Origin of the sequence: Modicisalibacter sp. MOD 31.J (genome assembly GCF_020147985.1) — a bacterium.
Lineage (GTDB): Bacteria > Pseudomonadota > Gammaproteobacteria > Pseudomonadales > Halomonadaceae > Modicisalibacter > Modicisalibacter coralii.
The window spans coordinates 313,626-339,485 of sequence record NZ_JAGXFF010000003.1 but is presented as its reverse complement, the minus strand read 5'-3'; the positions used below and the strand labels follow the sequence as shown (position 1 = coordinate 339,485).

The 25,860-nt window shown below is 66.5% G+C and carries 26 protein-coding genes; 6 read left to right on the top strand and 20 right to left on the bottom strand.

Going from position 1 to position 25,860, the window contains the following annotated elements:
* The first annotated feature begins 18 nt into the window (after positions 1 to 18).
* Positions 19 to 1,110, top strand: a complete 1,092-nt coding sequence (locus KGR00_RS12205; RefSeq protein ID WP_224418475.1) for a GTP-binding protein — start codon at positions 19 to 21, stop codon at positions 1,108 to 1,110.
* Between the two features lie 44 nt (positions 1,111 to 1,154).
* Here the strand turns inward: KGR00_RS12205 and glmS are convergent, their stop codons facing one another.
* From glmS to erpA, 20 genes are all read right to left on the bottom strand, one after another.
* Positions 1,155 to 2,990 carry a glutamine--fructose-6-phosphate transaminase (isomerizing) gene (glmS, locus tag KGR00_RS12200; RefSeq protein ID WP_224418476.1) on the bottom strand — a complete coding sequence of 612 codons (1,836 nt, stop codon included), beginning with the start codon at positions 2,988 to 2,990 and terminating at the stop codon, positions 1,155 to 1,157.
* Positions 2,991 to 3,008: 18 nt separating this feature from the next.
* Complete coding sequence (locus KGR00_RS12195) at positions 3,009 to 3,779, bottom strand: DeoR family transcriptional regulator (protein WP_224418477.1); 771 nt, start codon at positions 3,777 to 3,779, stop codon at positions 3,009 to 3,011.
* A 197-nt stretch (positions 3,780 to 3,976) separates the two neighbouring features.
* A complete protein-coding gene (glmU, locus tag KGR00_RS12190; protein ID WP_224418478.1) occupies positions 3,977 to 5,341 on the bottom strand; it encodes a bifunctional UDP-N-acetylglucosamine diphosphorylase/glucosamine-1-phosphate N-acetyltransferase GlmU in 1,365 nt (454 codons plus the stop codon).
* Between the two features lie 202 nt (positions 5,342 to 5,543).
* The gene (locus KGR00_RS12185) at positions 5,544 to 5,972 is read right to left on the bottom strand and encodes a F0F1 ATP synthase subunit epsilon (protein ID WP_129139745.1); all 429 of its coding nucleotides are present in this window, start codon (positions 5,970 to 5,972) and stop codon (positions 5,544 to 5,546) included.
* Between the two features lie 26 nt (positions 5,973 to 5,998).
* Positions 5,999 to 7,375: a F0F1 ATP synthase subunit beta gene (gene atpD, locus KGR00_RS12180; protein WP_129139746.1), complete on the bottom strand. Its 1,377-nt coding sequence runs from the start codon at positions 7,373 to 7,375 to the stop codon at positions 5,999 to 6,001.
* A gap of 51 nt (positions 7,376 to 7,426) precedes the next feature.
* A complete protein-coding gene (gene atpG / locus KGR00_RS12175; RefSeq protein ID WP_129139747.1) occupies positions 7,427 to 8,305 on the bottom strand; it encodes a F0F1 ATP synthase subunit gamma in 879 nt (292 codons plus the stop codon).
* Positions 8,306 to 8,370: 65 nt separating this feature from the next.
* Complete coding sequence (gene atpA / locus KGR00_RS12170) at positions 8,371 to 9,915, bottom strand: F0F1 ATP synthase subunit alpha (RefSeq protein WP_129139748.1); 1,545 nt, start codon at positions 9,913 to 9,915, stop codon at positions 8,371 to 8,373.
* 16 nt (positions 9,916 to 9,931) lie between these two features.
* On the bottom strand, positions 9,932 to 10,471 hold the full coding sequence (locus KGR00_RS12165) for a F0F1 ATP synthase subunit delta (RefSeq protein WP_224418479.1): 540 nt from the start codon (positions 10,469 to 10,471) through the stop codon (positions 9,932 to 9,934).
* Between the two features lie 11 nt (positions 10,472 to 10,482).
* Positions 10,483 to 10,953 carry a F0F1 ATP synthase subunit B gene (locus KGR00_RS12160; RefSeq protein WP_129139750.1) on the bottom strand — a complete coding sequence of 157 codons (471 nt, stop codon included), beginning with the start codon at positions 10,951 to 10,953 and terminating at the stop codon, positions 10,483 to 10,485.
* Positions 10,954 to 11,018: 65 nt separating this feature from the next.
* On the bottom strand, positions 11,019 to 11,267 hold the full coding sequence (atpE, locus tag KGR00_RS12155; RefSeq protein ID WP_011508579.1) for a F0F1 ATP synthase subunit C: 249 nt from the start codon (positions 11,265 to 11,267) through the stop codon (positions 11,019 to 11,021).
* Between the two features lie 51 nt (positions 11,268 to 11,318).
* Positions 11,319 to 12,185, bottom strand: a complete 867-nt coding sequence (gene atpB / locus KGR00_RS12150; protein ID WP_129139751.1) for a F0F1 ATP synthase subunit A — start codon at positions 12,183 to 12,185, stop codon at positions 11,319 to 11,321.
* A 15-nt stretch (positions 12,186 to 12,200) separates the two neighbouring features.
* Complete coding sequence (locus KGR00_RS12145) at positions 12,201 to 12,599, bottom strand: ATP synthase subunit I (protein WP_224418480.1); 399 nt, start codon at positions 12,597 to 12,599, stop codon at positions 12,201 to 12,203.
* A 207-nt stretch (positions 12,600 to 12,806) separates the two neighbouring features.
* Positions 12,807 to 13,721: a ParB/RepB/Spo0J family partition protein gene (locus KGR00_RS12140; RefSeq protein WP_224418481.1), complete on the bottom strand. Its 915-nt coding sequence runs from the start codon at positions 13,719 to 13,721 to the stop codon at positions 12,807 to 12,809.
* A 27-nt stretch (positions 13,722 to 13,748) separates the two neighbouring features.
* Complete coding sequence (locus KGR00_RS12135) at positions 13,749 to 14,516, bottom strand: ParA family protein (RefSeq protein WP_129139754.1); 768 nt, start codon at positions 14,514 to 14,516, stop codon at positions 13,749 to 13,751.
* A 94-nt stretch (positions 14,517 to 14,610) separates the two neighbouring features.
* Complete coding sequence (gene rsmG / locus KGR00_RS12130; RefSeq protein ID WP_224418482.1) at positions 14,611 to 15,240, bottom strand: 16S rRNA (guanine(527)-N(7))-methyltransferase RsmG; 630 nt, start codon at positions 15,238 to 15,240, stop codon at positions 14,611 to 14,613.
* The gene (gene mnmG / locus KGR00_RS12125) at positions 15,237 to 17,141 is read right to left on the bottom strand and encodes a tRNA uridine-5-carboxymethylaminomethyl(34) synthesis enzyme MnmG (protein WP_224418483.1); all 1,905 of its coding nucleotides are present in this window, start codon (positions 17,139 to 17,141) and stop codon (positions 15,237 to 15,239) included. The genes rsmG and mnmG overlap by 4 nt, the downstream gene beginning before the upstream one ends.
* 564 nt (positions 17,142 to 17,705) lie before the next feature.
* Positions 17,706 to 18,494 (bottom strand): amino acid ABC transporter ATP-binding protein, encoded by a 789-nt coding sequence (locus KGR00_RS12120; protein ID WP_239031362.1) that lies wholly within the window; start codon positions 18,492 to 18,494, stop codon positions 17,706 to 17,708.
* Between the two features lie 12 nt (positions 18,495 to 18,506).
* A complete protein-coding gene (locus KGR00_RS12115; protein ID WP_129139758.1) occupies positions 18,507 to 19,178 on the bottom strand; it encodes an amino acid ABC transporter permease in 672 nt (223 codons plus the stop codon).
* A 115-nt stretch (positions 19,179 to 19,293) separates the two neighbouring features.
* A complete protein-coding gene (locus KGR00_RS12110; RefSeq protein ID WP_129139759.1) occupies positions 19,294 to 20,064 on the bottom strand; it encodes a transporter substrate-binding domain-containing protein in 771 nt (256 codons plus the stop codon).
* A gap of 154 nt (positions 20,065 to 20,218) precedes the next feature.
* Positions 20,219 to 20,572: an iron-sulfur cluster insertion protein ErpA gene (gene erpA / locus KGR00_RS12105; RefSeq protein WP_129139760.1), complete on the bottom strand. Its 354-nt coding sequence runs from the start codon at positions 20,570 to 20,572 to the stop codon at positions 20,219 to 20,221.
* 237 nt (positions 20,573 to 20,809) lie between these two features.
* On the opposite strand from erpA, the gene KGR00_RS12100 reads away from it, so the two are divergent.
* The 5 genes from KGR00_RS12100 (at position 20,810) to hemL (ending at position 25,858) form a co-directional block, all read left to right on the top strand.
* Positions 20,810 to 22,552 carry a chloride channel protein gene (locus KGR00_RS12100; RefSeq protein WP_224418484.1) on the top strand — a complete coding sequence of 581 codons (1,743 nt, stop codon included), beginning with the start codon at positions 20,810 to 20,812 and terminating at the stop codon, positions 22,550 to 22,552.
* Positions 22,553 to 22,592: 40 nt separating this feature from the next.
* Positions 22,593 to 23,024, top strand: a complete 432-nt coding sequence (gene hemJ / locus KGR00_RS12095) for a protoporphyrinogen oxidase HemJ (protein ID WP_224418485.1) — start codon at positions 22,593 to 22,595, stop codon at positions 23,022 to 23,024.
* Entirely contained in the window at positions 23,024 to 23,851 is an 828-nt protein-coding gene (locus KGR00_RS12090; RefSeq protein WP_129139762.1) for a hydroxymethylpyrimidine/phosphomethylpyrimidine kinase, read from the top strand. Before hemJ ends, KGR00_RS12090 begins: the two co-directional genes overlap by 1 nt.
* The gene (gene thiE, locus KGR00_RS12085) at positions 23,848 to 24,489 is read left to right on the top strand and encodes a thiamine phosphate synthase (protein WP_224418486.1); all 642 of its coding nucleotides are present in this window, start codon (positions 23,848 to 23,850) and stop codon (positions 24,487 to 24,489) included. Before KGR00_RS12090 ends, thiE begins: the two co-directional genes overlap by 4 nt.
* Before the next feature lie 82 nt (positions 24,490 to 24,571).
* Positions 24,572 to 25,858, top strand: a complete 1,287-nt coding sequence (gene hemL / locus KGR00_RS12080) for a glutamate-1-semialdehyde 2,1-aminomutase (RefSeq protein ID WP_129139764.1) — start codon at positions 24,572 to 24,574, stop codon at positions 25,856 to 25,858.
* Positions 25,859 to 25,860: the final 2 nt, after the last annotated feature.

The window sequence follows — 25,860 nt, the reverse complement described above, 5'->3', positions numbered from 1 at the left end:
CCCTCTGGCCCGACCGCCATGCCCAAGACCGCGACGACACCCATCTCCGTCACCCTGTTGACCGGCTTTCTCGGCAGCGGCAAGACCACCCTGCTCAATCGTCTGGTGCGCCAGCCCGCCATGGACCGCACCCTGGTGATCATCAACGAGTTCGGCGAGATCGGGCTCGATCATCGCCTGTTCAGCGCCACCGACGAGACCGAGGTGGTGGCGCTGGACAGTGGCTGCCTGTGCTGCACCATCCGTGGCGATCTCGCCCGGACGCTGCGCGATGCGCCCTGGCGCTATGCACGGGAAGGGCGGCGCCAGTTCGACCGCGTGGTGATCGAGACCACCGGCCTGGCCGACCCGGCGCCGATCCTGCACACGCTGATGACCGAGCCCAGGCTGGTCCGCCAGTACCGGCTCGATGGCATCGTCACCACCATCGATGCCGTCCACGGTGGCGCCACCCTCGACCAGCACGCGGAAGCGCTCAAGCAGGCCGCCGTGGCCGACCGCCTGCTGCTGACCAAGGCCGACCTGGCATCCTCAGAGGCGCTGGCGGCACTCGCCCGGCGCCTGGCCGAGATCAACCCGGGGGCCGGCCAGCGCCAGGTGGTCCAGGGCGAGATCGAGGCCAGCGCCTTGACCGGGCTGGGGCTGATGGGGGACGACGGCACCCGACCCGATCTCGCCCGCTGGATCGACGCCTACGCCCAACCGCCGAGTCTGGCCGCAATGGCCTTCAGTACCGGCCCCGCGGGTGCCGGGCCGCTGCTCACCCCGATGGACGGTGATGCACCCGATCCCACGCGCGACCCCAACCGCCACGACGACCGCATACGCGCCCACTGCTTCACCCTGGAGGCACCGATCGACCTCGGCCGCTTCGAGGCCTGGCTCGAGCTGATGGCGGCACTGATGGGCGAGAACATGCTGCGCATCAAGGGCGTTCTCAACCTGGCCGGGCGCGAGCGCCCCACCGTGATCCACGGTGTACAGCACATCTTCCACCCGCCGGTGGAGCTCGACGCCTGGCCCGATGAAGACCACCGCTCGCGGCTGGTGTTCATCACCCGCGATATCCCGCGCGAGTCGCTGGAGAGCGTAGTGGTGGCGGTGAGCTGAACCCTCCCCCTCAAGGCCGGGCGTTGGCTGCCGCCGGGAAATCGCTACTCCACCGTCACGCTCTTGGCCAGGTTGCGCGGCTGGTCGACATCGGTGCCCTTGAGCACGGCGGCGTGATAGGAGAGCAGCTGCAACGGCAGGGTGTAGAGGATCGGCGCCAACGCCTCGTCGACGTGTGGCAGGCGCAACACGTGCACGCCCTCGGCCTCTTCAAGGCGCACGCTCTCGTCGGCGAACACGAACAGTTCGCCGCCGCGGGCACGAACCTCCTGAAGGTTGGACTTGAGCTTCTCGAGCAGTTCGTCGTTGGGCGCCACCGAGATCACCGGCATCTCGCTGTCGACCAGCGCCAGCGGGCCGTGCTTGAGCTCGCCCGCCGGGTAAGCCTCGGCGTGGATGTAGGAGATCTCCTTGAGCTTGAGCGCGCCCTCCAGGGCGATCGGGAAGTGCGACCCGCGGCCCAGGAACAGCGCGTGGTGCTTTTCGGCGAAGGCCATCGACAGCGTCTCGATGGCGCCGTCCAGCCCCAGCACCTGGGTGATCGCACCGGGCAGGGTGCGCAGCGCCTGGACGATCTCCGCCTGGCGCGATTCGTCCATGCCGTTGAGACGTCCCAGCGAGAGCGTCAGCAGCATCAGCGCCACCAGTTGGCTGGTGAAGGCCTTGGTGGAGGCCACGCCGATCTCGGGGCCGGCCTGGGTCATCAACGTCAGGTCGGACTCGCGCACCAGCGAGCTGCCGGGCACGTTGCAGATCGCCAGGCTGCCCACGTAACCGCGCTCGCGGGCGAAGCGCAGCGCAGCCAGGGTATCGGCGGTCTCGCCGGACTGCGACAGGGTCACGAACAGCGTGCCGTCGGGCACCACCACCCGGCGGTAGCGGTATTCCGAGGCGACCTCGACCTGGGCGGGAATGCCGGCATACTTCTCCAGCCAGTAGCGGGCCACCAGCCCGGCATGGTAGCTGGTCCCGCAGGCGACGATATGTACCTGACGCACCTGCGAGAAGATCGCCTCGGCCTCGCTGCCGAAACTCTCGATCAGCGCCCGGCGTTCGCTGAGCCGACCCTCCAGCGCGGCGGCGACGACCTGGGGCTGCTCGTGGATCTCCTTGAGCATGAAGTGCCTATAGCCGTCCTTGGTGGCCGCGCCGTCGCCGTGTTCGTAGGTGTGCACGCTGCGCTCCTGGCATTCGCCGGCGGCATCGAAGACCGCCACCGGCTCGCCCCGGGCGATGCGCACCACGTCGCCCTCCTGCAGATAGATGAAGCGGTCGGTGACCGGCAGCAGCGCCAGGGGGTCGGAAGCCAGGAAACTCTCGCCGATGCCCACGCCGACCACCAGCGGGCTGCCCTTGCGCGCGCCAACGATGAGCGACGGCTGGCTGCGATGCGTGACCGCCAGCGCGTAGGCGCCGTCGAGCAGGGTGACCGCCTGGCGGACGGCCTCGAGCAGGTCCTGGGTGCGATTGAATTCCCGCGCCAGCAGGTGGGCAATCACTTCGGTATCGGTCTGCGAGGTGAACACGTAGCCCTGGCTCTCGAGTTCCGCCTTGAGCGTCTCGTGGTTCTCGATGATGCCGTTGTGGACCACCGCCAGGCTCTCGCCCGACTGATGGGGATGGGCGTTCTGTTCGGTGGGCCGGCCATGGGTTGCCCAGCGGGTGTGAGCGATGCCCACCCGCCCCTCGAGCGGCCCGGCGTCGAGGCTGGCCTCGAGCGCCGCGACCTTGCCCACCGCGCGCCGGCGGTTGAGCCGGGCGTCGTCGGAGAGTACCGCCATCCCCGCCGAGTCGTAGCCACGGTATTCGAGGCGGCGCAGCCCCTCGAGGAGGATTCCCTGAACGTTGCGCTCGGCAACGGCACCGACGATTCCACACATGTTGGGGCTCCTTGTCTCTCAGTCGTCCACGGCGACGCGAACCACCCTGACACCGTGCGCCTCGATGCGCGAGCAGGTCGTGTCGTCCATGCCCATGTCGGTGATCAGGGTCTGGATGCGTGCCCAGGGCAGTTCCAGATTGGGAATCCGGCGGCCGAGCTTGTCGGATTCCACCAGCACCACCACCTCGCGCGCCACCTCGGCCATGACCCGCGACAGGCCGAGCAGCTCATTGTAGGTGGTGGTGCCACGGTCGAGATCGATGCCGTCGGCACCGATGAACAGTTGATCGAAGTCGTAGAAGCGCAATACCTGCTCGGCGACCTGGCCCTGGAACGACTCCGAATGCGGGTCCCAGGTACCGCCGGTCATCAGGATCGCCGGCTCCGGCTCCAGTTCGCGCAGCGCGCAGGCCACCGACAGGGCATTGGTCATCACCACCAGCCCTTCGCGACCGCCGAGTTCGGGAATCATCGCCGAGGTGGTGGTGCCGCTGTCGATGATGATGCGGTTATGCGCACGGATCCGTTCGCCGGCGGCGCGGGCGATCGCCCGCTTGGCCGCCGAGGGCGGCGCGTTGCCCTCGGCGAGCATCTCCTGGGGCAGCGGCACGGCACCGCCGAAACGGCGCAGCAGCAACCCGCTCTTCTCCAGGGTGGCGAGATCCTTGCGCACCGTGACTTCGGAGGTGGCGAAGCGGCGCGCCAGGCTATCGACGCTGGTCTCGCCGTGGGCGTTGACGTGGGCCAGGATGGCGTGACGGCGTTGGGCGGTATCGCGTTTGCTCATTTCAGCGTTCGTTGCGAAAGCAATATCTTTCGATTCGAAAGAATATAGGCCCATCAAACGCGATGCGCCAGCGCCCGTCAAGCCGCAGGGGGCCGGCGAGGAAGAATTTCAGCGTACGCCGGGTGGCGGGGTCACTCGCCACCCGGCGAGGGGCATGAGAGCGCTCATCGCGCCCGGCGTAGTCCCGTTGGGCGGCGTCAGGAGGAGCGCTTGGTCGGACGCTGCCAGCCGCCGAGCGAGGTCTGGCGGCTGCGTGCCACGGCCAGCGAGCCGGCCTCGACGTCCTTGCTGATCGTCGAGCCGGCCCCCACGGTCGCCCCCTCGCCGACGCTGACCGGCGCGACCAGCGCGGTGTTGGAACCGATGAAGGCCCGATCGCCGATCTCGGTATGGTGCTTGTTGGCACCATCGTAGTTGCAGGTGATGGTGCCGGCACCGATGTTGACGTCGCGGCCCAGGCGCGCGTCGCCGACGTAGCTCAGGTGGTTGATCTTGGCCCCCTCGCCGACCTCGGCGTTCTTGGTCTCGACGAAGTTGCCGATCCTCGCGCCCCGCGCCAGATGCGTCCCGGGCCGCAGGCGGGCGAAGGGCCCCACCTGGCTGCCGCCGTCGAGGGTCGCCCCCTCGATGACACTGTGCGCCTGGATCGTGCTGTCCGGCCCCAGCCGGGCATCGCGGATCACGCAGTAGGGGCCGACGTGCACGCCGTCGGCGAGCTCGACGTTACCCTCGAACACGCAGCCCACGTCGATGAACACGTCGCGTCCGCAGTCGACACGGCCGCGCACCTCGAGCCGCCCGGGGTCGGCCAGCGTCGCCCCGCTGCGCATCAGGCGCTCGGCGGCGTCACGCTGGACGATACGTTCGAGACGCGCCAACTGGACACGGTCGTTGACCCCTTCGACCTCGACGGGATCGCCGGGCTGGGCGGTGGCGATCTCGATGCCCTCCCCGGCGGCCATGGCGATCACGTCGGTGAGGTAGTACTCGCCCTGGGCGTTGTCGGCCGAGAGCCGCGGCAACCAGCGACGCAGTTGAGCGGCGGTCATCGCCATGATGCCGGTGTTGCACTCCTGCACGCGACGCTCGGCCGGCGTGGCGTCCTTGTGCTCGACGATGGCCACCGCGTGGCCCCGCTCGTCGCGCTTGATGCGCCCGTAACCGGCGGGATTCTCCAGGGTCACGGTCAACAGGGCCATCCGCCGCTCGTCGACCCGGTCCAGCAGCGCGGCCAGCGTCTCGCGCCGGATCAGCGGCACGTCGCCGTAGAGGATCAGCACCTTGCCGTCGCCGAGCGCGTCCAGCGCCTGCGCCACGGCATGCCCGGTGCCCTTCTGCTCGGCCTGGACGACGAAGTCGGCCGGCGTGTCGCCGAGCGCTTCGCGCACCTGATCGCCGCCATGGCCGATGACCACGTGCAGCCGCCGGGTATCCAGCTCACCGGCGGTATCGAGCACGTGACGCACCATCGGCCGGCCCGCCAGTTCATGCAATACCTTGGGGCGCCGCGAGCGCATCCGCGTTCCCTGGCCGGCGGCCAGGATCACCACATCGAGCGTCATTGCCGTTCCTCGTCCATCGTGCCTGAAACCCGCTCAGTGTAAGGACAGCCGCGGCCAAGCACCACTGGCGTGGCGACTCGGCCCGCGCTCGTCCCTCCCGGGAACTGTGCCGGTCAGGCGCCGCGCGCCATGCCTGGCGCACCCAAAAAAACGCCCCGTGGAGCGGGACTCCACGGGGCGTCGATCGTGCACACGGTCGGTCTCAGCGCGACCCGCTCTTGCGCCGCAGCTGATCCAGGGTGCGCAGCTTGGCCACTGCCTCGGCGAGCTCCGCCGCGGCCCGGGAGTAGTCCAGGTCCGACTTCTGCTCGTCGAGCTCGTGCTTGGCCTCCTTGCGCGCCGCTTCCGCCTCGGCCTCGTCGAGATCGCGAGCCCGCACCGCGCTATCGGCAAGCACCGATACCAGGTTCGGCTGGACCTCGAGGAAGCCGCCGTCGACGTAGTAGATCTGCTCGTCGCCGTCCTCGCCCAGCACACGCAGCGGGCCCGGCTTGAGCTCGGTCAACAGCGGCGCGTGACCGGCCATGATGCCCAGGTCGCCCATCGTCCCGGCCGCCACCAGCTGGCTGATCTCGCCGGAGAAGATCGACTGCTCGGCGCTGACGATCTCGCATTGGAAGCTGTTCGCCATACCTTAGGTCCTCTCGGTGAGGGGCTTCACTTCATCTTGTTGGCTTTCTCGACGGCCTCGTCGATGGTGCCGACCATGTAGAAAGCCTGCTCCGGCAGCTCGTCGTAGTCGCCGTTGAGAATGCCCTGGAAACCACGGATGGTGTCCTTCAGCGACACGTACTTGCCGGGCGCCCCGGTGAAGACCTCGGCGACGAAGAACGGCTGCGACAGGAAGCGCTGGATCTTGCGCGCCCGATTGACCGACAGCTTGTCCTCGTCGGACAGCTCGTCCATCCCCAGGATGGCGATGATGTCCTTGAGCTCCTTGTAGCGCTGCAGCACGTTCTGCACGCCGCGCGCGGTGTCGTAGTGCTCATCGCCGACCACCAGCGGATCGAGCTGACGCGAGGTGGAATCGAGCGGATCGATCGCCGGGTAGATACCCAGCTCGGCGATCGAACGCGCCAGTACCACGGTGGCGTCCAGGTGGGCGAAGGTGGTCGCCGGCGACGGGTCGGTCAGGTCGTCCGCGGGCACGTAGACGGCCTGCACGGAGGTGATCGAGCCGGTCTTGGTCGAGGTGATGCGCTCCTGAAGCACGCCCATCTCCTCGGCCAGCGTCGGCTGGTAACCCACCGCCGACGGCATGCGACCCAGCAGTGCCGAGACCTCGGTCCCCGCCAGGGTGTAGCGGTAGATGTTGTCGACGAACAGCAGCACGTCGCGGCCTTCGTCGCGGAACTTCTCGGCGATGGTCAGGCCGGTCAGCGCCACGCGCAGGCGGTTGCCCGGCGGCTCGTTCATCTGGCCGTAGACCAGCGAGACCTTGTCGAGGACGTTGGACTCCTGCATTTCGTAGTAGAAGTCGTTGCCCTCGCGGGTCCGCTCACCGACCCCGGCGAACACCGAATACCCGCTGTGCTCGGTGGCGATGTTGCGGATCAGCTCCATCATGTTGACGGTCTTGCCCACGCCGGCGCCGCCGAACAGGCCGACCTTGCCGCCCTTGGCGAACGGGCAGACCAGGTCGATGACCTTGATGCCGGTCTCCAGCAGCTCGCTGGAGGCCGCCTGATCGGCGTAGGTCGGCGGCGTGCGGTGGATCGGCATGCGCTCGTCCTCGCCGATCTCGCCGGCCTCGTCGATCGGCTCGCCGAGGACGTTCATGATGCGACCGAGGGTGGCCTTGCCCACCGGCACGGAAATCGCCGCCTGGGTGTTGTCGACCGACAGGCCACGCTTGAGCCCTTCGGTGGAGCCCATGGCGATGGCTCGCACCACGCCGTCGCCCAACTGCTGCTGGACCTCGAGAACGGTCCCGGAATCCGAGACCTTCAGCGCGTCGTAGACCTTGGGCACGTCGTCCCGCGGAAACTCTACGTCAATCACCGCGCCGATGATTTGTACGATACGTCCGCTCATCTTGGTTCCTCTTAAACCTGCAAATGAAACCTGCTGCGTCTCACCGGCGCGTCACACCGCGGCGGCGCCACTCACGATCTCGGAAATTTCCTGGGTGATGGCCGCCTGGCGGGCCTTGTTGTACACCAGTTGCAATTCGTCGATCAGGTCGCCGGCGTTGTCGGTCGCGTTCTTCATCGCGATCATGCGCGCCGCCTGTTCGCAGGCTGCATTCTCGACCACCGCCTGATAGACCTGGGACTCGACATAGCGCTTGAGCAGCTTGTCGAGCAGGTCCTTGGCGTCCGGCTCATACAGGTAGTCCCAGCTGTCGGGACGGGTTTGTTCGCCGTCGGCCCCCTCGTCGAGGTCGGTGCTCAGCGGCACCAGCTGACGCACGATCGGCTTCTGGCTCATGGTGTTGACGAATTCGTTGTACACCACGTAGAGCCGATCCAGCGTGCCCTCGTCGAAGGCGTCGAGCATGACCTTGACGCTACCGATCAGATCCTTGGCCTCGGGGGCCTCGCCGAGCCCGCTCTTGGCGGCAAGCAGGTTGCCGCCGTACTTGCGGAAGAACGCGCCGGCCTTGCTGCCGATGGCGACGAAGTCGGTCTCGACGCCCTTGTCGCGCCACGCCTTGGCGTCCTTGACCACGGCCTTGAACAGGTTGACGTTCAGGCCGCCGGCCAGGCCACGGTCGCTGGACACGACGATGTAGCCGACCCGCTTGACCTCGCGATCGAGGGTGTACGGATGCCGGTACTCGGGATTGGCCTTGGCGATATGCCCGACGACCTTGCGGATCTGCTCGGCATACGGATGACTGGCCTGCATCCGCTCCTGCGCCTTACGCATCTTCGACGCAGCGACCATTTCCATGGCGCTGGTGATCTTCTGCGTATTCTTGATACTGCCGATCTGAGTCTTGATCTCTTTTGCGGCTGCCATAGCGATCTACCTTATTCGTGGCCTCTCAGGGAAATCACGGGCCCGGCGCCGCCGGGCCCGACGGATCACCAGGTCTGAGTGGCCTTGAATTGCTCGACGCCGGCCTTGAGACCCGACTTGATCTCGTCGCTGTAGTCGCCGGACTCGTTGATCTTGTCGAGAAGATCGCCGTGCTCGTCCTTCATGTAGTGGTGCAGCGCGTCTTCGAAAGCCAGCACCTTGTCCACCGGCACGTCCTCGAGGAAGCCCTCGTTGGCGGCGAACAGCGACAGCGCCATCTCGGCGATGGACAGCGGCGTGTACTGCTTCTGCTTCATCAGCTCGGTGACGCGCTGACCGTGCTCGAGCTGCTTGCGGGTCGCTTCGTCGAGATCCGAGGCGAACTGCGAGAACGCCGCCAGTTCGCGATACTGGGCCAGCGCCAGACGCACGCCGCCACCCAGCTTCTTGATGATCTTGGTCTGCGCGCTGCCGCCCACACGGGACACCGAGAGACCGGCGTTGATCGCCGGACGGATGCCCGAGTTGAACAGCCCGGTCTCGAGGAAGATCTGACCGTCGGTGATCGAGATCACGTTGGTCGGCACGAACGCCGAGACGTCGCCGCCCTGGGTCTCGATGATCGGCAGCGCGGTCAGCGAGCCGGTCTGGCCCTTGACCTCGCCGTCGGTGAACTTCTCGACGTAGTCGGCGTTGACGCGCGCGGCACGCTCGAGCAGACGCGAGTGCAGGTAGAAGACGTCACCCGGATAGGCTTCGCGGCCCGGCGGACGACGCAGCAGCAGCGAGATCTGGCGATACGCCCAGGCCTGCTTGGTGAGGTCGTCGTAGACGATCAGGGCGTCCTGGCCGCGGTCGCGGAAGTACTCGCCCATCGAGCAGCCGGCATAGGGCGCGAGGAACTGCATGGCGGCCGGATCGGCGGCGCCGGCGGCGACGACGATGGTGTGCTCCATCGCGTCGTGCTCCTCGAGCTTGCGCACCACGCTGGCGATGGTCGACTGTTTCTGACCCACCGCGACGTAGATACAGGTTACGCCCTTGCCCTTCTGGTTGATGATGGTGTCCACGGCGATGGCGGACTTGCCGATCTGACGGTCGCCGATGATCAGCTCGCGCTGGCCGCGACCGATCGGCACCATGGCGTCGATCGACTTGAGACCGGTCTGGATCGGCTGGTCGACGCCCTGGCGGGTGATGACGCCCGGAGCGACCTTCTCGACCGCGTCGGTCTGCTTGGCGTCGAGGTCGCCCTTGCCGTCGATGGGATTGCCCAGCGCGTCGACCACACGGCCGACCAGCTCGGGGCCCACCGGCACCTCGAGGATACGACCGGTGCACTGCGCGGTCATGCCCTCTTCGAGCATCTGGTAGTCGCCCAGCACCACGGCGCCGACGTTGTCGCGCTCGAGGTTGAGCACCATGCCGAAGACGCTGCCGGGGAATTCGATCATTTCACCGAACATCGCGTCCGCCAGCCCGTGAATCTTCACGATGCCGTCGGACACGCTGACGATGGTGCCCTCGTTGCGGGCTTCGGAGGCGACATCCAGCTTCTCGATACGCTGCTTGATGATGTCGCTGATCTCGGAAGGATTCAGTTGCTGCATGCCATGTCCCTCAAGCTCAGACGGAAAGTGTCTCGCGCAGGCGCGCCAGTCGACCGCGTACCGACCCGTCGATGACGGTGTCGCCGGCACGCAGGATGACGCCGCCCAGCAAGGCGCTATCCACCTGAGTGGTAATGGAGATTTCGCGGTTCAGACGCTTGGCCAGGGCGCTGGCGAGCGTGTCTTCCTGCTTGGCGTCGAGCGGATAGGCGGAGACGATGGTCACGTCCATGCGCTTCTCCTGCTCGGCCTTGAGCAGGTCGAACTGCTCGACGATCGCCGGCAGCGCCGCCAGGCGGTTGCTCTGCCCCAGGGTCCGCAGGAAGTTCTTGACTTCCTCGCTGAGCGCATCGCCGCCGACGTCGATGAGCACGTCGGCCTTTTCGGCGCCGGACAACCGCGGGTTGTTCAGCACGCGCTCGCGCAGCGTGTCGTCGGCGACCGCGCGGGCCGCCAGCGTCAGCATCTCGGACCAGGCCTCGAGCGCCCCTCGGGCGTTCGCGAACTCGAACGCCGCCTTGGCGTAGGGCCGGGCGACGGTAGACGTTTCAGCCATGGGTCACCTCCTCAGAGCTCGGCGGCGAGCTTGTCGACGAGCTCGCGATGCTTGGTCTCGTCGATGGAGGACTCCAGGATACGCTCCGCCCCTTCGACGGCGAGTCGCGACACCTGCGAACGCAGCTCTTCCTTCGCGCGATTGATTTCCTGGTCGATCTCGGAACGGGCGTTGGCAATCATGCGTTCGCCCTCCTGGCGGGCGTTCTCGCGCGCCTCCTCGATCATCTGGTTGGACCGCTTGTGGGCCTGCTCTAGGATCTCGGCTGCCTGTTCTTTGCTCTCGCGCAACGTCTCGCTGGCCTGCTCCTGGGCCAATTCGAGGTCGCGGGTGGCACGGCTGGCAGCGTCCAGGCCATCGGCGATCTTCTTCTGGCGTTCCTGCAGAGCCTGCATGACCGGAGGCCATACATACTTCATGCAGAACCAGACGAAGACCGCGAAGGCTATGGCCTGACCGATCAGGGTAAGGTTCAGATTCACGCCAGCACCTCTCGCTTCACTAGTTTGTGGTCAGAGTCCCGGTTGGTCTTGCGACCCACCGTGATTCAACCCACAAACGGGTTGGCGAAGGTGAAGAACAGCGCGATACCCACACCGATCATGGTCACGGCGTCGAGCAGACCGGCGACGATGAACATCTTCACCTGCAGCTGCGGGATCATTTCCGGCTGACGGGCAGCGCCTTCCAGGAACTTGCCGCCGAGGATGCCGAAGCCGATGGCGGTACCCAGGGCACCCAGCCCGATCAGCAGGGAAACGGCGATAGCGGTCATGCCCAGAACTTGTGCTTCCATGGTGTACTCCAGTTTTCAGTCAAGTGGTTTAGCGGGTTAAGGGTTAACGGTTCAATGCTCTTCGGTCGCCATGCTCAGGTAGACGATCGTCAGCATCATGAAGATGAACGCCTGCAGCGTGACGATCAGGATGTGGAAGACCGCCCAGGAGAAGTGCAGCGGCAACTGCCACAGCCCGATCATCGCGATCAGGATGAAGATCAACTCGCCGGCATACATGTTGCCGAACAGACGAAGGGCGAGCGATACCGGCTTGGCCAGCAGGGTCACCACCTCGAGGAGGAAGTTGATCGGAATCAGGATGACCTGGAACAGCTTGTTGGAGGAATTGAACGGATGCAGCGTGAGTTCCCCAACGAAGCCTGAAAGCCCCTTGTGACGAATGGAGTAGATGATGATCAGGGCAAACACCGACAGCGACATGCCCAGCGTGGCATTGACGTCGGTGGTGGGCACGACCTTGAAGTAGACGTGCGACGGGTCGGCGCCGAACAGCACGCCGATCTTCTGGGCCAGCATCGGCAGCAGGTCGACGGGCACCAGATCCATGAGGTTCATCAGGAAGATCCAGCAGAAGATCGTCAGCGACAGCGGCGCGATCAGCTTGCTCTTGCCGTGGAAGGTCTCCTTCACCGAGTTGTCGACGAACTCGACCATCATCTCGACGAAGTTCTGCAGCCCCTGGGGCACGCCGGTGGTGGCCGCCTTGGCCGCCTTGCGGAAGAGCCACAGGAACAGCACGCCGAGGCCGATCGACCAGGCCATGGTGTCCAGGTGGATCGCCCAGAAGCCCATCTCGGAAGCCTCTTGCGCGGAATGCGCCATCGCCCAGCCATGCTCGGGGTGATACCCGAAGGTCAGGTTCTGCAGATGGTGCTGGATGTACGCCGTCGGCGTCAGATTGTTGCCTGCTGCCATTGCACTGCCTCGATGTCAGGTGTACGACGCGCGACGCAACAGCCAGGGCCCCAACCATTGCGTCGCCAGTGTCGCCACGTAAGCGCCAAAGAAGAAAGCGGGGTTTGAGGGAGGCACTGCAATGAACACCAGGGTGAACAATGCCGCCGTCAAACCGAACTTGCCGGCTTCGGCCCGATAGAAACTCTTGACGATGTCCCTGGCGTGTCGCGCTCCCTGATAGCGGAAGGCGCGCCAGGCAAAGTAGGCATTGGGAACCACGCCGATCAGGGCGCCGAGCAATGCCGATACTGCCGCTGCCACGCCTGCCGTCCCGGCCGCGATCGCCACCATGATCAGCAGCACGAGCATCTGGGCGGCCAGCAGGCGCGCGAATCCGGGTCGTTTTATCTGGGCCGGGCGTGGTTCAGGCATAAATTTTCGGGTGTCTTGCGGCCTCAGCCACCGGATTTATCGTGCACTGAGCGCCCCCAGCGCCGGACCTCGGCGGATTATAGGGAAGCGGGGGGGCGCCTTCAACCGAACCTGCGGCGAATTCACGCGAAGTCCCGCGAGGCTACGACCAAAGCGCGACGAACGTCGAAGAAAACCGCTTACCAGGCTAACGATTGATACGGCCGCTCAGCGAATGTGCGCGAGGATGCCGTCCAGCTCGTCGAGGCTGCCGTAGTGAATGGTCACCTTGCCCTTGCCGCTCTGGCCGTGACGAATCTTCACCGAGGCGCCGAGCAGGTCGCCGAGCTGAGTCTCGAGCCGTGTCACGTCGGCGGACGGCGCGGCCGCGGTCTTCGTCGCGGGCTTGCCGGCCTGCAGCTTCTTGACCAGCGCCTCGGTCTGGCGAACGGTGAGATCGTTGTTGACCACTTCGTGAGCGGCCTTGCGCTGTTTTGCCGCGGGCAGCACCAGCAGCGCCCGGGCATGGCCCATGTCGAGATCGCCGCGTTCGAGCAGTGTCTGGACTTCCGGATCCAGCGCCAGCAGGCGCAGCAGGTTGGCGACCTGGGCACGCGACTTGCCCACCGCATCGGCGACCTGCTGCTGGGTCAATTCGAATTCGTCGAGCAGACGCTTGAGCGCCAGCGCCTCCTCGACGGGATTGAGGTTCTCGCGCTGGATGTTCTCGATCAACGCCAAGGCCAGGGCGGTCTGATCGCTGACGTCGCGCACCACCGCCGGAATGGTGTCGAGTTCGGCGAGCTGGGCGGCGCGCCAGCGCCGCTCGCCGGCGATGATCTCGTAGCGGTCCTCGCCGACCGGACGCACCACGATCGGCTGCATCACCCCCTGACTGCGAATCGAGTCGGTCAACTCCTCGAGGGCTTCCGGCTGGATGTCGCGACGCGGCTGGTAGCGCCCGCGCGACAGCTGGCCCAGCGGCAGACGCACCAGCCGCTCCTCGCCACTCGGTTCGGCGGGGGCTTCGGGCTCGGTCTCGGGGGCATCGAGCTGAATATCGGCGTCGAGCAGATCGCGACGGCGGGCGTTGGCACCGATCAGGGCATCCAGGCCGCGGCCCAGGGCACGTTTACGAGTCATGGAGCTTTCCTTGAGACGATCCCGGGGTCATAGCGACAGACGGCGAATCAGTTCCTTGGCCAGCACCCGATGGGCCTGGCTGCCGCGCGAGAAGCGCGCGTACTTGGTGACCGGCAGGCCATGGCTGGGCGCCTCCGCGACCCGCACGTTACGCGGAATCACCGCCTTGAGCAGGGTGTCGCCGAAATAGTCGCGCAGCTGCTTGGTGACGTCGCGGGTCAGGCTGTTGCGGTTGTCGAACATGGTCCGGACGATACCGAATACCTGCAGCGCCGGATTCACGCTGGCCTGGATCTGCTCGACGGTATCGAGCAGCGCCGAGAGCCCCTCCAGGGCATAGAACTCGCACTGCAGGGGGATCAGCACGCCATCGGAAGCGGTCAGGCCGTTGACGGTGAGCATGTTGAGCGACGGCGGGCAATCGATCAGGACCACGTCGTATTCGCTGGCCACGCCGCTGACCGCCTCGTGCAGGCAGCGCTCGCGCCCGTCGCGGTCGAGCAGGTCGACCTCGGCGGCGGTCAGGTCGCCGTTGCTCGGCAGCAGCGCATAACCGGCCTCGGGGCAGTCGAGAATCACTTCGGCGGCCGGCTTCTCGCCGAGCAGCACGTCGAGCACGCTGCCGTCGAGTTCGTGCTTGTCGACGCCGCTGCCCATGGTGGCATGTCCTTGCGGGTCGAGGTCGATCAGCAGCACGCGCCGGTCCAGCGCCGCCAGGCAGGCCGCCAGATTGACCGCGGTGGTGGTCTTGCCGACGCCACCCTTCTGGTTGGTCAGGGCGATGATCTTGGTCACGAACGAGACTCCCTTACTCGACGATGAGCCCGACGGGCCCGGCTTGGTGGCCACCCGGCCGATTGCGATGTAGACACCGGCTCGGCGCCCCCGACTAGCCGGTACGGCGGACGCGCAGCAGGTGGCGCTCGGCGTCCTCGCCCGGCACGTGGAGCGCACGACGCTCGATCAGACGGGCAGATGCCGGCAGCCCGGCCAGTTCATCCTCGCAGGCCTGCCCCTTCATCGCCAGCCATTCCCCCTCGGCGGTCAGCAGCGGATCGCTCAGCGAGACGAAATCGCCCAGGCTGGCGAAGGCCCGCGAAAGGATCTGGTCGAACGGCTCGGCGGTGAAGCGTTCGACACGCGCCTGAACCGGCGTGACGTTGTCGAGCCCCAGTTCGAGCACCGCCTGGCGCTGAAAGCGAACCTTCTTGCCGTTGCTGTCGAGCAGTGTCACGTCGAGTTCCGGGGCGAGAATCGCCAGCACCAAGCCGGGAAAGCCGGCACCGGCGCCCACGTCGAGCACCCGCGGCCCGCTCACCGCCGACAGTACCGAGGCGCTGTCGAGCAGGTGGCGGGTGACCATCGCTTCCGGGGCGCGTACCGCGGTGAGGTTATAAGCCCGGTTCCACTTGTGCAACAGGCCCAGCAGGGCCAGCAACTGCCGTCGGGCCCCGGCTTCGACGTCGATGGCCAGGGCCGCGAGGCCGGCGTCGAGACGACGCTCGCATTCCGGCGTCATGCGTTCACCGCGCGGCTATCGTCGAGCAGTCGCCGTTTCTTGAGATGGATCAGCAGGATCGATACCGCCGCCGGCGTGACGCCGGAGATGCGGCCGGCCTGGGCCAGGGTCTCGGGGCGCGCCGCGGCGAGCTTGTCGCGGATCTCGTTGGACAGCCCCTCGACCCGCGAGTAGTCGAGATTCGCCGGCAGCGGGGTGGCCTCGTGACGCTTGAGCTTGTCGATCTCGCCCTGCTGGCGATCGATGTAGCCCTGGTACTTGGCCTGGATCTGCACCTGCTCGGCGACCGCCTCGTCGTCGACGCCCGGTGACTCGATGCCGTCGAGACCGACGAGATCGGCATAGCCGAGCTCGGGACGCTTGAGCAGCTCGAGCAGGTTGTACTCGCGGTTGAGCGGCTTGGGCAGTCTGGCATTGAGCTGCTCGGCCGCCGCCGAACGCGGCTGGATCCAGGTGGCGGCCAGCCGGGACTGTTCCCGCGCGATCGCTTCGCGCTTGGTCGTGAATGCCGCCCAGCGCGCGTCGTCGATCAACCCCAGGCGCCGCCCGGTCTCGGTCAGGCGCAGGTCGGCGTTGTCCTCGCGCAGCAGCAGGCGGTATTCGGCCCGCGAGGTGAACATCCGATAGGGCTCCTGGGTGCCCAGGGTGATCAGGTCGTCGACCAGCACGCCGAGATAGGCCTCGTCGCGCCGCGGGCACCAGGACGCCTCGCCGCGCACCCGCAGGGCGGCGTTGATCCCGGCCAGCAGGCCCTGGGCACCGGCTTCCTCGTAGCCGGTGGTGCCGTTGATCTGTCCGGCGAAGAACAGGTTGTGGACGAACTTGGTCTCCAGCGAGTGGCGCAGATCGCGGGGATCGAAGAAATCGTACTCGATGGCGTAGCCGGGCCGGGTGATATGGGCGTTTTCCAGCCCCTCGATCGAGCGCACCACCTGCAGCTGCACGTCGAACGGCAGCGAGGTCGAGATACCGTTGGGGTAGAGCTCGTGGGTGTCGAGGCCTTCCGGTTCGATGAAGACCTGATGGCTCGACTTGTCGGCGAAGCGATGGACCTTGTCCTCGATCGACGGACAGTAGCGCGGCCCCACGCCGCCGATCACCCCGGAGTACATCGGCGAGCGATCGAGATTGGCGAAGATGATCTCGTGGGTGCGCGCGTTGGTATGCGCGATGCGGCAACTGACCTGACGCGGATGCATGTCCCGCGAGCCGAGATACGACATCACCGGCGACGGCGCATCGCCGGGCTGCTCCTCGAGGCGGTCGAAGTCGATGCTCTTGGCATCGAGCCGCGGCGGCGTACCGGTCTTGAGCCGATCGACACGGAACGGTAGGGCCCGCAGGCGTTGGGCCAGGGCATTGGCGGGCGGATCGCCGGCCCGTCCGCCGGTGTGGTTGTCCAGCCCGATGTGGATAACTCCGCCGAGGAAGGTGCCTGTGCACAACACGACCGTCTCGGCATGAAAGCGGATCCCGGTCTGGGTCACGGCGCCCTTGACGGTGTCGTTCTCGACGATCAGGTCATCCACACCCTGCTGGAACAGCGTGAGATTGGGCTGGTTCTCCAGCACACCGCGAATCGCCGCCTTGTAGCGCACGCGGTCGGCCTGGGCACGGGTGGCGCGAACGGCCGGCCCCTTGCGGGCGTTGAGGACGCGAAACTGGATGCCGGCGCGATCGGTGGCCAGAGCCATGGCGCCACCCAGGGCATCGATCTCCTTGACCAGATGGCTCTTGCCGATGCCTCCAATCGCCGGATTGCAGGACATCTGGCCCAGTGTCTCGATGTTGTGCGTCAGCAACAGGGTCTGACAGCCCATGCGGGCGGCGGCCAGTGCGGCTTCCGTTCCCGCATGGCCACCGCCGATGACGATGACGTCAAAGCGGTTGGGATAATCCACGGTGTACCTCGACTTGCGCCTGCGGCGCGTCGGTTTCATCAGGCAAGTAGCGACAAGCCGCACAGTATAACGTCCCTGTGGGTAACCGTCAGGGGTTTTCCACACCGTGGCCAAGCCGAGCGTTTTGCGCCTCGCTGAATAAATACAATGTAATGAAGAAAAGAGAAGTTCTGTTGTGGTTGTGACTACTGGTGTGGACATTTTTTGTGGATAAGCGGTTTTTCCACCCACTTTTCAATTCGTTGCAATGTTGACGATGCGTTGCAAAAAAGGTCGGCGACATGCGGACAGGCTGCGTCGGGCCTGTGGATGAAAGAGGGCCTTGTCCACAGCGCCGCCGATCCCCGGCTTATCCACCGCTGCATACCGGGGCTGTGCGTGATGTCGTCAACATCGGGTGTCGAGACGTTTCAGGCCGACAACCGTGGGGGTTGTGGAAGATTCGAGGTGGATTGGACGAAACTCTTGTCCACAGGCCCTCGGGAGCGGGTGTGAACGTCCGGGAGCCGGTCGAAGAGCGGGCGGGGGAGCCGCCCCGCGCCGGGAACGACGCGGGGCAGGGGGTCAGTGCTTGAGGACGCGGGCGAGAAAGGACTGGGTGCGTTCGTGTTCGGGACTGTCGAAGACGCGTTCGGGCGGGCCCTGTTCAACGATTCGTCCCTTGTGGATGAAGATCACCCGATCGGCGACCTCGCGGGCGAACCCCATCTCGTGGGTGACGATCATCATCGTCATGCCATCGTTGGCGAGCTCTCGCATGGCGTCCAGGACCTCGCCGATCATCTCCGGGTCGAGCGCCGAGGTCGGCTCGTCGAAGAGCATCAGGCGCGGTTCCATGGCCAGCGCGCGGGCCAGGGCGACGCGTTGCTGCTGACCGCCGGAGAGCTGGCCCGGGTACTTGTCGGCCTGGTCGGCGATACCCACCCGTTCGAGCAGCCGTTCGGCGGTTTCCACGGCCTGGCCGCGGCTGATGTTGCGTACCTTGAGAGGCGCGAGGGTGACGTTGTCGCGTACCGAGAGGTGTGGAAACAGATTGAACTGCTGAAACACCATGCCGACCTCGGTGCGGATGGTCTGCAGCGACCGGCCGCTCTTGCCGTAGGGCAAAAGCTGGTTGCCGTCGACCTCGATCCGGCCGCTCTGGAACTCCTCGAGGCCATTGACGCAACGGATCAGCGTCGACTTGCCCGAGCCGCTGGCCCCGATGATCACCACCACCTCCCCGGGGGCGACCGCGAGGTCGATGTCCTGCAACACGTGCAGACTGCCGAAATGCTTGTTGACCTTGTCGAGACGCACGATGGGGTCATTCTGGCCCGCCAGGGCCTCTTGGGCGCGTTGCTTATCGTTCATCGCCTTGGCTCCTCATTGACCGACCAGGCCGCGACGCTCGAGCAGGCGCAGCGCGAAGGAAAGACTCAGGGTGATCGCCAGGTAGAGCATGGCGACCATGAAATACACCTCGAGGGCGGTGAAGGTGGTGGCGATGTAGATCTGGCCCTGACGGACCAGTTCGCCGACGCCGATCACCGAGAACAGCGAGGTGTCCTTGATGCTGACGATGCCCTGGTTGCCCAGCGCCGGGATCATGCGCCGCAGTGCCTGGGGCCAGATCACGTAGCGGAAGGCCTGGGGGCGCGACAGGCCCAGCGACAGGGCGGCCTCGCGCTGACCCTTCTCGATCGACTGCACGCCGCCCCGCACGATCTCGGAAATGTAGGCCCCGGCGTTCAGGGCGATGGCGGCGATGCCCGCGGTGACGGCGTCGATGGGGCCGCCGATGATCTGCGGCAGGCCGTAGAAGATGAACAGCACCTGGACGAGTACCGGGGTGCCGCGAAAGACCTCGATGTAGGTCACCGCCGGCCAGCGCAGCACGCGCAGCGGACTGATGCGCAGCAGACCGAAGATGATACCGATGACGAAGCCGATGGCCAGGCCGCCGAACGAGATCAGCAGTGTCCAGGGGATCCCGTCGAGCAGGTAGGGAATGGAGGCGATCGCCGCCTGCCAGTCGAACTGGAAATTGACGTCCACGTCGGAGTCTCCGCTACGGTCCGCCAGCTTGTGGCGGACCGCATTTCAGGGGTGAAAAACGCAACGGGGCCGGGCGTTGCGGCCACCCGACCCCGTAGACTGGCGTGTGTCGTGCTTACTGGCTGTCGGGCATCTCGCCGAACCACTTCTTGTAGATCTCGGCGTAGGTGCCGTCCTCCTTCATGGCGGCGAGGGCCTCGTTGGCGGGTTCGCGCCACTGGCTGCCGGAAGTGAAGGCGATACCGTACTGCTGGCCTTCGTAGAGCGGACCGACCACCTGGGCCTTGCCTTCGCCCTTGGTCTTGGCGAAGTAGCCGACGTTGGGCGCGTCGTAGAAGACCGCGTCGACGCTGCCGCCCATCAGCGCCAGGTACATGTCGGCGCTGCCCGGGTAGGGCTTGATATCGGCCTTGTCGCCGAGGTGCTTCTGCAGATAGTCGTAGCTGGTCGAGCCGATCTTGGTGCCGATCCGCTTGCCTTCCAGATCGCTCAGGTCCTGGACGCTGTCGTCGCCGGCGGGGACCAGGATACGCAGGCCGCTGTCGTAGTAGGGATCGCTGAAGTCGACGATCTTCTCGCGTTCGTCGGTGATGGTGATGCCGGCGATCGCCAGGTCGGCGTTGCCGGTCTGTACGGCGGGGATGATGCCGTTGAAGTCCATGGTGCGCAGGTTGATGTCGAACCCGGCGCGATCGGCGATCTCGCGCAGGATGTCCATGTCGAAGCCGACCATCTCGCCGCTGTCCTTGTCCATCATCTCGAACGGCACGAAGCTCGGGTCGGTGACGGCATTGACGGTATCGGCGGCTTGGCCGAGGGAGGAAAGCCCCAGGCCCAGGGTCAGGGCGGAGGCCAGCGAAAACGACTTGAGCAGTGATTGGTTCATGACGTTCCCCAGTTTGGAATCTTGTTGATGGAACACGCTTTTACCTTGGCGAGTTCCACGGGGAGCGTCAAGCGAGGGATGCGGGGGGGGGGGGCGGCAGGCGTCGGCGGGAAGCGGCTGGCGAGGCTGGGCGGAGAGACCGGCGGGGCGCCGGTCAGACCATGAACGAGGCGCCGCAGCCGCAGGTGGCGGTGGCATTGGGATTCTTGATCACGAAGCGGGCGCCGGCGAGACCCTCCTCGAAGTCGACCGTCGAGCCGACCAGATACTGGTACGACAGCGGGTCGACGACCATTGCCACGTCCTCGATCTCGATCAGGGTGTCGTCGCCGGCGGCATCCTCGGCGAAGTCGAAACCGTACTGGAAGCCGGAACAGCCCCCGCCGGTGACGTAGACGCGCAGCTTGAGAGCCGGGTTGCCTTCTTCGTCGGCCAGCGCCTTGAGACGACGCACGGCCGATTCGGTGAGCATCAGCGGCGTGGGAGCGAAGGAAGCGGCATCGCTCATGGCGAATTCTCCATGGTCGGGGAAGCGTTGAGAGGAATTATCCCTAATCCCTAGCAAAAGGGTCAACTTTAGTGTGCGATCGGCAACGACGCCGCCTTCTCCCACGTCGCCTTGAGCCGACAGGCGTTCCTGCGGGTATGATAGTCCATCCGTGACCGACCGCCGACCCGCCCGGCCTCCGCCGACATCGGGCCGAATGCGGCGAACGATACTCCCGTCAAAGAGGAACCGTGCGGCGTGCGTCCCTTTCCCGATCTGAGTCTCGAGCGATTCCGACGCCAGCTGGCCAGTGTCGACGCCATGCCGCAACTGTGCCTGCTGGGGGTGGCGGCGGGCCTGCTCACCGGGGGCTTGATGGTGGCGTTTCGCCTGCTGCTCAAGCTGGGTGCCTGGGCGTTCATGCCCGACGGCGACTCGGAGGCCTTCGAGGCCCTCGCACCCGTCTGGCGCGCCCTGCTGCCGGTGGTCGCATCGTTGCTGATCATCGCCTGTTTCTGGCCCCAGCCGAGCAATGCCCGCAAGCTGGGGGTGGGCCATGTCATCGAGCGCCTGACCTACCATCAGGGCCGGCTGCCGCTGCGCAACTGGATCAATCAGTGGTGGGTGGGGGTGGTCTCGGTGCTCGGCGGGCTCTCCGCCGGGCGCGAGGGGCCGGCGATCCACCTCGGTGCGGCGGCGGCCAGCGGCATCGGTCAGCGTCTGCGGCTGCCTCACAACAGTCTGCGCGTGCTGGTCGGCTGCGGGACCGCGGCGGCCATCTCGGCCTCGTTCAATACCCCGGTCTCGGGGGTGATCTTTGCCATGGAAGTGGTGATCATGGAGTACACGATCGCCGGTTTCATGCCGGTGATCCTCGCCTCGACCATGGGGGCGGTGGTCGCTCAGCTGGCCTACGGCGCCGAGCCGGCCTTCCAGGTGCCCAGCGTCAAGCTGGGATCCTTGCTCAACCTGCCGTGGATCGCGGTCAGCGCCCTGCTGATCGGCCTGCTCGCCGGGCTGTTCATCCGCATCGCCCAGCGCGGCACGCTGTTCGCCAAGTGGCCGCTGGGCCTGCGTCTGCTGGTGCCGGGGCTGGCCGTGGCGGCGGTCGCCTGGTGGTACCCCCAGGTCCAGGGGATCGGCTACGACAGCCTCGCGGCCTCGCTCGACGGCAGTTTGGCGCTCGACGTGCTGTTCGCCATCGTCATCGGCAAGCTGTTGCTCACGGCCTTCACCTTCGCCTGCGGGATTCCCGTCGGCATCATCGGGCCGGTACTGGTGATCGGTGCGGCGGCGGGTGCGATCTGCGGCATGGCCGGTAACTGGGCATGGCCGCAGGTGGCTTCCGACCCGGGGTTCTATGCCATGCTGGGCATGGCGGCGATGATGGGTGCCGTGCTCCAGGCCCCGCTGGCGGCGCTGATGGCACTGCTCGAGCTGACTCACAACCCCAACATCATCCTGCCCGGCATGCTGGCGGTGGTGGTCGCCGGGCTGACGTCGCGGCAGATCTGCCACTGCCACGGGCTGTTCGTGACCATGACCCAGCACGGCCTGCACCCGCTGCAGCAGCCGCTCATGCAGGCACTGTCGCGGGTGGCGGTACCCGCGGTGATGGAGCGCAGCGTGGCGCGGACCCAGCGCATGATCACGCCGGAGCAAGCCCGCAAGCTGCTCGACGACAAGCCCACCTGGCTGGTGATCACCCGCTCCAGCGAGGAGAAGACACCGCTGGCGCTCAAGGCCGCCGATCTGGCCCGCGCCCTGCTCGACGAGAATCTGGTCGAGGACGCAGCGCTCGATCTGCTGGAGATCCCGGGACAGCGCCTGGAACTGGCGCCGATCCATCTCCAGGCGACGCTCAGCGAGGCCTTCGACCGACTCAACGACTACGGGGTGGATGCGCTCTACGTCCAGCACACCACCGCGCCGATGATCCAGAAGATTTCCGGTATCATCACCCGGGACGCGATCGAGAACTACTACCGCTACAAGCGCTGAAGACACGTACCCCCGACACTGTGGATAACGAGGATTTTCGATGTACCTGTGGATAAAAGCGTTGCACCTGATCGCCGTGGTGACCTGGTTCGCGGCGCTCTTCTACCTGCCGCGACTGTTCGTCTACCACGCCACGGCGCGTGACAAGGGCGATACCCAGGCCATCGAGTATTTCAAGGTCATGGAGCGCAAGCTCTACCGCGGCATCATGACCCCGTCGATGATCGCGGTACTGGTGTTGGGCGGCTGGCTGCTCTACCTGGTGCCGGGCTTTCTGAGCCAGGGCTGGCTGCACGCCAAGCTGGCGCTGGTGGTGGCGCTGATCGGCTATCATCACGTGTGCCTGGCGTACATGAAGCGGCTGGCCGCGGGCACCTGCGACAAGTCGCATCGCTTCTTCCGGATGTTCAACGAGCTCCCCACCATCGGGCTGTTGCTGATCGTGTTCCTGGCCGTGGTGAAACCGTTCTGATGCCCAGTGCCAAGCTCCCCGTGGTACTGGTCCTGGCCGGGCATGACCCGACCGGCGGGGCCGGTCTGGTCGCCGATGCCGAGGCGATCGCCGCCTGCGGCGCCTGGCCGTTGACCGTGCCCACCAGCCTGACCGTGCAGACCACCCACGACGTGCTGCGGGTCATGCCCTGTCCGGCCGATGCCGTTCGCGATGCGGTCTGGCCGCTGCTCGACGAGTTCGAGGTGGCGGCGATCAAGGTCGGCCTGATCGCCGACGAGCCGACCCTCGAGGCCATCGAGGATATCGCCCGGGCCTGCCCCGGCGTGCCGCTGGTCGTCGATCCGGTGCTGCGCGCCGGCGGTGGCAGCACCCTGAGCGATGCCGCGCTGATCGACGAGATGCGCCGCCGCCTGCTGCCGCTCACCGATCTGCTCACCCCCAACCGCCAGGAGCTGGCGCAGCTGGCCGGCGTCGACGGCGACGATACCCGGCAGGCGGTGGAATTGCTGGCGCTGGGCTGTCAGGCGCTGCTGATCACCGGCACCGACCAGCCGGCCCCCGGCAGTGCCGACGACCGGGTCGTCCACACCCTGCACACGCCGGATACCAGCCGGCAGTGGCAGTGGCCGCGACTGCCGGGGCGCTATCATGGCTCGGGCTGTACACTGGCCTCGGCCCTGGCGGCGCGGCTGGCGGTCGGCGAGCGACTGGTGGCGGCCTGCGAACAGGCCCAGCGCTATACCTGGCAGAGCCTGCGCCACGGTTGGCAGCCGGGAAGCGGTCAGGCACTGCCGCGGCGGCTCTGGCAGCAACCGACACCGTTCACGCTGGAGGAAGGTCCATGACCCGTGCCTGGCGGTCCGGCGTCTACGCGATCACCGACGCCGACCTGTTGCCGGACGACGCCCGGCTGGTGGCGGCTTGCGATGCCGCGCTGCGCGGGGGCCTGGCACTGCTGCAGTATCGCGACAAGTCGCGGGACGCCCCGCGACGGCGTCGCCAGGCCGAGGCCCTGGCGACGTTGTGTCGGCAACACGGGGTGCCGCTGATCGTCAACGACGATCTGGACCTGGCGCGGGAACTGCGCGAGGCGGGATTCGCCAACGTCGGCGTGCATCTGGGTCAGGAGGATACCCCCGTCGCCGTCGCCCGGCGGCAGTTGGGCGACGCGGCGATCGTCGGCGCCACCTGCCACGCCCGGCTCGACCTGGCCGAGCGCGCCGCCGGCGAGGGCGCGAGCTATCTGGCCTTCGGACGCTTCTTCACGTCGCGTACCAAGCCCGAGGCGCCGCCCGCCGATCTTGGCCTGCTGGCCGAGGCGGCGCGCTTCGACCTGCCGCGGGTGGCGATCGGCGGGCTCGGCGCCGACAATGTGGGTCGAGCCCGCGAGGCCGGCGCCGATCTCGTGGCCATGGTCCATGCGGTCTTCGGCGACGGGGATCCGGCGGCCAACGTGCGGCGACTGCGGGGGCGGCGGTCGTGACCAGGCAAGTTATCCACAGTTCTTCAACGGGCAGTTATTCCAACTGTCCAGAGAGTTATCCACATAGAGACGAGAGGTCGACATGACCACATCTGCCGAACTCTTCGAACGGGCCTGTCGCCACATTCCCGGTGGCGTCAACTCCCCGGTTCGGGCCTTCAAGGGACTGGATCGTCCGCCGTTGTTCATGGAACGCGCCCAGGGCGCCTACCTGTTCGACGTCGAGGGCAAGCGCTACGTCGACTATGTCGGCTCCTGGGGGCCGATGATCACCGGCCATGCCGATCCCGACGTGCTCGGCGCGGTGCGTGAGCGCCTCGATGCCGGGTTGTCGTTCGGCACCCCGACGGCGATCGAGACCACCATGGCCGATCTGATCTGCGAGATCATGCCGTCGATCGAGATGGTGCGCATGGTCAACTCCGGCACCGAGGCGACCATGTCGGCGATCCGTCTGGCGCGGGGCTATACCGGACGCGACAAGATCGTCAAGTTCGAGGGCAACTACCACGGCCATTCCGACTCGCTGCTGGTCAAGGCGGGCTCCGGGGCCCTGACCCACGGCGAGCCGAGTTCCCCCGGCGTCCCCGCGTCGCTGGCGGAACATACCGTCACCCTGCCCTACAACGACATCGCGGCGCTCGAGGCGTGTTTCGCCGAGATCGGCGACGAGATCGCCGGGGTGATCGTCGAGCCCGTGGCCGGCAACATGAACTGCATTCCGCCGGTGCCGGGCTTTCTCGAGGCATTGCGCGAGGTCTGCGATCGTCACGCCGGCGTGCTGATCTTCGACGAGGTGATGACCGGCTTCCGGGTCGCCCTGGGTGGCGCCCAGGCGCACTATGCGGTGACGCCCGATCTGACCTGTCTGGGCAAGATCGTGGGTGGCGGCATGCCGGTGGGTGCCTTCGGCGGCAAGCGCGAGATCATGGAGAAGATCTCGCCGCTGGGGCCGGTCTACCAGGCCGGCACGCTGTCGGGCAATCCGCTGGCCATGGCGGCGGGCATCGCCCTGCTCGAGAAGATTCGCCAACCGGACTTCCACGGCCGGCTCGCCGCGCGGGTCGAACAGTTGTGCAGCGGGCTCGAGGCGCGTGCCGCCGAGGCCGGTATCGAGCTGATCACCCAGCGCGCCGGTGGCATGTTCGGGGTCTTTTTCACCGCGCAGTCGGCGGTCGAGAACTTCGCCCAGGCCGGCGCCTGCGACGTCGAGCAGTTCCGCCGCTTCTTCGCCGCCATGCTCGACCATGGTGTCTATCTGGCGCCGTCGCCCTTCGAGGCCGGGTTCATGTCGAGCGCCCATGGCGACGAGGACATTCGCCTCACGCTGGAGGCCGCCGAGCAGGTCTTCGCCGAGATGGCTCGCTGAGC